At 73.7% G+C, this 6160-nt stretch carries 4 protein-coding genes; 3 read left to right on the top strand and 1 reads right to left on the bottom strand.

Features of this window, described 5'->3' with window-relative positions; all coding sequences use genetic code 11:
• Positions 1-36: 36 nt before the first annotated feature.
• The gene (locus tag AB0J64_RS35290; RefSeq protein ID WP_364036954.1) at positions 37-1680 is read left to right on the top strand and encodes an amino acid transporter; all 1644 of its coding nucleotides are present in this window, start codon (positions 37-39) and stop codon (positions 1678-1680) included.
• Between the two features lie 22 nt (positions 1681-1702).
• Here AB0J64_RS35290 and AB0J64_RS35285 read toward each other — a convergent pair whose 3' ends face one another.
• Positions 1703-2470 (bottom strand): alpha/beta hydrolase, encoded by a 768-nt coding sequence (locus AB0J64_RS35285; RefSeq protein WP_364036951.1) that lies wholly within the window; start codon positions 2468-2470, stop codon positions 1703-1705.
• An 86-nt stretch (positions 2471-2556) separates the two neighbouring features.
• Between AB0J64_RS35285 and AB0J64_RS35280 the strand changes: the two genes are divergently transcribed.
• Both AB0J64_RS35280 and AB0J64_RS35275 read left to right on the top strand, forming a co-directional pair.
• A complete protein-coding gene (locus AB0J64_RS35280; RefSeq protein WP_364036948.1) occupies positions 2557-4410 on the top strand; it encodes an ABC transporter ATP-binding protein in 1854 nt (617 codons plus the stop codon).
• Positions 4407-6158 carry an ABC transporter ATP-binding protein gene (locus AB0J64_RS35275; protein WP_364036945.1) on the top strand — a complete coding sequence of 584 codons (1752 nt, stop codon included), beginning with the start codon at positions 4407-4409 and terminating at the stop codon, positions 6156-6158. Before AB0J64_RS35280 ends, AB0J64_RS35275 begins: the two co-directional genes overlap by 4 nt.
• Positions 6159-6160: the final 2 nt, after the last annotated feature.

Genomic DNA, 6160 nt, shown 5'->3' with positions numbered 1-6160 from the left:
GCTTAGGGTGCTGGGCGCGCTGCCGGTCTACCCAGGGTGGCGGTCGAGAGCCCGTACGGGCAGGGCTCGATCGCGATGCTGGAGAAGCTCGCGCCCCAGTGGTGGGGCAAGATCTTCGTCCTGGTTCTGCTGGGCTTCGCCGCGACCGACTTCGTGATCACGATGACGCTGTCGGCGGCGGACGCGACCGCGCACATCCTGGAGAACCCGTTCGTGCCGGCCTTCCTGGACGGGCAGCGGGTGCCGGTCACGCTCGTGCTCCTGGCGATGCTGGGCGGGGTGTTCCTGATGGGCTTCAGCGAGGCCATCGGCCTGGCCACGCTGCTCGTCCTCGTCTATCTGAGCCTGAACGCGGTCGTCGTGGGGGCCGCGATCGTGCACGTGCTGGAGGCTCCCCGGGTCGTGCTGGACTGGCAGCACGCGCTGAGCGGCGGCTTCGGCAGCCCGCTCGCGATGATCGGGCTGTCGCTGGTGGTCATGCCGAAGCTGGCGCTGGGCCTGTCCGGGTTCGAGACCGGTGTCGCGGTGATGCCGGTGATCGAGGGCGACCTCCAGGAGCGGATCAAGGGCGCCAGGCGGCTGCTCACCACCGCCGCGCTGATCATGAGCGTGTTCCTGATCTTCTCCAGCTTCGTCACCACCCTGCTCATCCCGCCGCAGGAGTTCCGGGACGGCGGCAAGGCGAGCGGGCGGGCGCTGGCCTACCTGGCCCACGCCTACCTGGGCAACGGGTTCGGCACCGCGTACGACGTGTCCACCATCGCGATCCTCTGGTTCGCCGGGGCCTCGGCGATGGCCGGGCTGATCAACCTCGTGCCGCGCTACCTGCCCCGGTACGGCATGGCGCCGGAGTGGACGGGCGCAGTGCGGCCGCTCGTGCTGGTGTTCTCGGCGATCGCGTTCGGCATCACGATCATCTTCCGCGCGGACGTCAACGCCCAGGGCGGCGCGTACGCCACCGGCGTGCTGGTGCTCATCCTCTCGGCCGCGGTCGCCGTGACGCTGACGGCCAGGAGGAGAGGCCTGCACCGGGCGGCCGCGGGGTACGCGGTCATCGCGGCCGTGCTGGCCTACACCCTGGTGGACAATGTCAGGGAGCGGCCGGACGGCGTCAAGATCGCTTCGTTCTTCATCGGGGCCATCATCGCCACGTCGTTGATCTCCAGGGCCACCCGCTCGATGGAGCTGCGGGTCACGGCGGTCCACCTGGATCCGCTGGCCGAGCAGTTCGTCAACGAGGTGGCGTGCGGCGAGATCCACGTGATCGCCAACGAGCCGCACAAACGGGATCAGCACGAGTACAACGAGAAGCTCCGCGAGACCTGGCTCACCCACCGGCTGCGCTCCTCAGAACCGGTGGTCTTCGTGGAGGTGACGGTGCCGGACGCCTCGGAGTTCGAGACCGAGCTGCGCGTCAAGGGCGAGGAGCGGTACGGGCACAAGATCCTGATGATCGAGAGCTCGGCCGTGCCCAACACGCTGGCGGCGCTGCTGCTGCACCTGCGGGACCGCACCGGCTCGGCGCCGCACATCTACTTCCACTGGACCGAGGGCAACCCGGTGGTCGCGATGCTGCGCTACCTGGTCTTCGGCGGCGGCGACGTACCGGCGCTGACCAGGGAGGTGCTGCGCCAGGCCGAGCCGCACCGCGAACGCCGGCCGCACGTCCACGTCGCCTGAACGGCCCTCGCCGGCGTACGGATCACCAGCCCCGGCCGCGCAGGAAGGCGGCGCAGCGGTCGGTCCAGTCGCCGACGACGGGGTCGGCCTCCGCCAGCCCCAGCCCGTGCCTGCCGCTGGGATAGACGTGGACCTCCTGGGGGATCTGGTGGCGGGCGAGCGCCTGAGCCAGCTGGAGGGTGTTGTCGACGGGGACCCCCGCGTCGTCGGCGGTGTGCCACAGGAACATGGGCGGTGTCGAGGGGCCGACCCGGCGGGCGAGCGTCAGCTCGGCGCGCAGCGACTCGGGCGCGTCGTCCCCGAGCAGGTTGGCGGCGGAGCCCCGGTGCGCGGCCGGCCCGGTGAGATCGGTGACGGGGTAGCAGAGCACGGCCAGGCCGGGACGGGCGTCGGCCTGGTCGACGGCGTCGTGCGGCCCCTCCGGCAGCATGGTGCCGATCTCGGTGGCGAGGAGCCCGGCCAGGTGACCGCCCGCCGAGAACCCGAGCACCCCGACGCGGGCGGGGTCCACGCCGTTCGCGGAGGCGTGGTGCCTGACCCAGCGCACCGCCCTGGCGGCGTCGAGCAGCGGCAGCGGGTGGCGGTGCGGCGCGATGCGGTAGTGCAGGACGAACGCCGCGATGCCGAGCGAGTTGAGCCACCGCGCCACCGGAGCCCCCTCGTGCTCGGCGAGGTGGTGGTAGGCACCCCCGGGCATCACCACAACGGCCGGGACAGGCTGCTCGCCGCGCACGGGAAAGGCGGTGATGGTCGCCTCGCTGGTCGTGGGCCACAGGGGGTGCTCGCTCATGGCGTGGATGGTAGCGGGCGGGCAGCCCGCGGTCGGCATGCCCCCCTGCCGGCCCGGTGAGGAGGTCTGGCTTTAGGGTCGAGGGCATGACGGAACGGATCATGGCCCCCGGGACTCCCGACTGTCGCAGCGCCGGACGGTACCTGTGGTGGCTGGTCACGAGCCAGCGCGGCAGGATCGCCGCCGGCGCGATCCTGGGCAGCGCCTGGATGGTCTGCATGACGCTGCCGCCGTACGTCCTGTCGCGCGCCATCGACGACGGGCTGACGCCGGGACGCTGGGACGCGCTGGCCGGGTGGGTCGGCGCCGTGGTGGGCATCGGGGTGCTGAACGCCTGGCTGGCCATCATGCGCCACCGCACGATGACCAGGGTCCGGATGGACGCCGCCTTCCGCACCGTACAGGTCGTGGCCCTGCACGCGACGCGGCTTGGCGCGACGCTCTCGCGCAAGGTCACGGCCGGGGAAGTGGTCACGATCGGGTTCGGCGACGCCGGGGTGATCGCGCAGGCGCTGACCATCACCGGCCCCGGCGTCGGCTCGGTCCTCGCCTACGTCGTCGTGGCCGCGCTGCTGCTGGCCGTCTCGCCGCTGCTCGCCGCGGTGGTGCTGCTCGGCGTGCCGCTGCTCGCCGTGCTGCTCGGCCCGCTGATGGGACGGCTGAGCGGCGCCGAGACGGCGTACCGGGCGCGGCAGGGGGAGCTGGCCGCCCGGTTCGGGGACATCGCCGCGGGCCTGCGGGTCCTGAACGGCATCGGCGGCAAGGAGGTGTACGCCGAGCGCTACCGGCGCGGCTCGCGTGAGCTCCAGGAGAAGGGCTACCAGGTGGGGGCGGTGACCAGCTGGATCCAGGCCCTGGGAGTCGGCCTGCCCACCCTGTTCCTCGGCGCCGTGACCTGGCTGGCGGCCCGGATGGCGGCGCAGGGGGACATCACCGTGGGGGAACTGGTGGCCGTCTACGGCTATGCCGCCGTGCTGGTGCTGCCGGTCACGTTCTTCATCGAGGGCAGCTACGGTCTCAGCCGTGGCCTCGTCGCGGCCCGCAGGGTCGTTCGCCTGCTGACCCTGGAGCCCGACGTCACGAGCGGGGACGCGCGCCTGGACCCGCCCGCGTCGCCGTCGGTCCTGCGCGATCCCGGCTCCGGCGTCGAGATCGCGCCGGGCGAGCTGACCGCGCTGGTCAGCGCCAGGCCGGGGGATTGCGCGGCGGTGCTCGACCGGCTCGGCGGGTTCACCAGGTCCGCCGTGACCTGGGGTGCGGTCCGCCTCGGCGACATCGACCGGGCGCGGGTACGTGAGCGGATCCTGGTGGCGGAGAACGAGGCGGACCTGTTCGCGGGCACGCTGCGCGACGTCATCGCGGGCAGCGCGGACCCGGACGAGGCGGCCGTCGAGCGGGCGGTCCACGCGGCCATGGCCGAGGACGTCGTACGCGGGCTGCCGGACGGGCTCGACTCGCCCATCGACCCTCAGGGCCGCAACCTGTCCGGCGGGCAGCGGCAGCGCGTACGCCTGGCCCGGGCCCTGCTGGCCGACCCCGAGATCCTCCTCGCGGCCGAACCCACCTCGGCCGTGGACGCCCACACCGAGGCCGCCATCGCGGCCCGCCTGCGTGCCGCCCGCGAGGGCCGCGCCACGGCCGTCACCACGACCTCGCCGCTCGTACTGGACCAGGCGGACACCGTGTACTACCTGCTGGACGGGTCCGTCGCGGCGGCGGGCAGCCACCGCGACCTGCTGCGCGACCATCCGGGCTACCGCCGGCTGGTGTCCCGCGGCACAGAAGACACAGAGGACACGGACGACCCGCAGGACCCGGACGACGCGGGGGGCCCGGCGGACACGGGCCGTCCAGAGGCTCCGGACGACCCGGGCCACCCGCACGACCCCGACGGCGTGGGCGGCGAGACCGGCGCGCGGCACGAGGAGGCCGTTCGATGAGCGGTCTGTCCGCCGCCGGGTCCCTGCCCGTCGCCGAGCCCTCCCGGGTCCGCCGGGCCGCGCTCCGGCTGATCCGCCTCGACGGCCGCGCCTTCGCCGCCGTGATCGCACTCAACGCGCTGGCCGCCGGCGCGGGACTGGTCGGCCCGTGGCTGCTCGGCCGCATCGTCGACGCGGTCAAGGCCGGTGCCGGGGTCGGCGCGGTTGACCGGCTGACCCTGGTCATCCTCGCCTTCGCCGTGGCCCAGCTCCTGCTGTCGCGCTACGCGAGCTACCTCGGCCACCGTTTCGGCGAGCGTACGCTGGCCCGCGTCCGCGAGCAGTTCACCGACCGGGCGCTCGCCCTGCCCGCCTCGGTGATCGAGCGTGCCGGCACGGGCGACCTGACCACCCGCGGCACCGCGGACGTGGCGGCGGTCGGAACCACGCTGCGGGACGCCGGTCCCGAGGTGCTCATCGCCGTGGTCCAGGCCGCGTTCATCCTGGGCGCGGTCTTCACCCTCGACCCGCTCCTGGGCGCGTGCGGCGTGCTCGGCCTGCTGGGCATCTGGTTCGCCGCCCGCTGGTACCTGCGCCGCGCGGTCACCGCGTACCTGGACGAGGGGGCGGCCAACTCGGCACTCGCCGAGCAGTTGGCCGCCATCACCACCGGCGCCCGCACCGTCGAGGCGCTCAGGCTCGAGCGGCGCCGCCTCGAGGCGTGCCGGCAGGCCGTCGAGGAGTGCCGCAGGACCCGCACCCGCACGCTGTTCCTGCGCAGCGTACTCTTCCCGATCGTGGACGTCTCGTACGTCATCCCGGTGGCCGGCGTCCTGCTGATCGGCGGCGTCATGACGCAGGGCGGCGCCATGACCCTGGGAACGGTCGTCGCCTCGGCCCTCTACCTGCGGCAGCTGTCCCACCCGCTGGACACCGTCCTCTACCACCTGGAGAACCTGCAGAGCAGCAGCGCCTCGTTCGCCCGGGTCGAGGGCCTCGACCTGGCTCCTCGCCAGGAAGCGGCGGGCGAGTCCGTGCCGGCCTCCGACCGGCTCGAGGTCGCCGGCGCGCACTACGCCTACGACGGCGGCCCCGACGTCCTGCGCGGGGTGGACCTGACCGTCCAGCCGGGCGAACGCCTGGCGATCGTCGGGCCGTCCGGCGCGGGCAAGACCACGCTCGGCAGGCTCCTGGCAGGCGTGGACCGGCCCCGCGGCGGCACCGTCACCGTGGGCGGGGTGCCCGTCGCCGACCTCGATCCCGACCGGCTGCGCGAGCGGGTCATCCTCGTCACCCAGGAGCACCACGTCTTCCTCGGCACGGTACGCGACAATCTCCGCATCGCCGCCCCCTCCGCCACCGACGCCGACCTGCGCGCGGCACTCACCGCCGTGGGCGCCGACTGGATCGGCGACCTCCCGGACGGCCTGGACACCGACCTGGGCCCCGGCGGCCACCGCCTGGACGGCGCGCAGACGCAGCAGGTGGCCCTGGCCCGCGTGGTGCTCGCCGACCCCCACACGCTGATCCTCGACGAGGCCACCGCCCTCCTGGACCCGGGAACGGCCCGCCACACCGAGCGGGCCCTGGCCGCCGTCCTCGCCGGCCGGACCGTCATCGCCATCGCCCACCGGCTGCAGACCGCGCACGACGCCGACCGGGTGGCGGTCATGCAGGACGGCCGGCTCACCGAGCTCGGGACGCATCACGACCTCGTCGCGGCGGGCGGCACGTATGCCGCCCTCTGGCATTCGTGGCACGGGGACTGAGG

This window comes from Nonomuraea sp. NPDC049695 (genome assembly GCF_040674955.1).
In the GTDB taxonomy this organism is placed as follows: Bacteria; Actinomycetota; Actinomycetes; order Streptosporangiales; family Streptosporangiaceae; genus Nonomuraea; species Nonomuraea helvata.
Note: the sequence above shows the minus strand (reverse complement) of the source record. Positions and strands in the feature narration are given on the sequence as shown.